Raw genomic sequence first — 372 nt, 5'->3', positions numbered from 1 at the left:
CCTGCTTGATTTGAGGCACGCAGATCTGTGAAATTAAATGCGCCTTTGGCATCTGTTACCATACTGAGCTCAACGACTTCTCCATAGAGATCCAGGCCGCTTAGTTGGATCGCAATGCCTTCTAACGCAAAGTCATTACCGTTAGGGTCGCCATCTTGGTTAATATCAACAAACACTCGACCCGATACTGATTTATCACCTGTGTTAAGTTGTTCAGTAAAGGTAAGCTTTGCCGTGGCTTCTTCATTCAACATCACTTGGATCTCGCTTTGAGAGCCAAATTGATCCGCCGTTGCACCTAAATAGTCCTGCCCTTCAAGGTAGTCGGTCGTGCCTTGTGTGATCTTATAGCCTGCTTGATTTGAGGCACGC

1 protein-coding gene is annotated in these 372 nt (G+C 46.5%); it reads right to left on the bottom strand.

Annotation, left to right across the window (positions count from 1 at the left end):
- Positions 1-372 (bottom strand): hypothetical protein (locus N482_RS25110; RefSeq protein ID WP_196765292.1); only part of this gene is annotated, 372 nt, incomplete at both ends.

The organism is Pseudoalteromonas luteoviolacea NCIMB 1942, assembly GCF_001625595.1.
GTDB classification, from domain to species: Bacteria; Pseudomonadota; Gammaproteobacteria; order Enterobacterales; family Alteromonadaceae; genus Pseudoalteromonas; species Pseudoalteromonas luteoviolacea_A.
The sequence above is the reverse complement of the archived record's forward strand: the minus strand, read 5'-3'. Positions and strand labels throughout refer to the sequence as shown.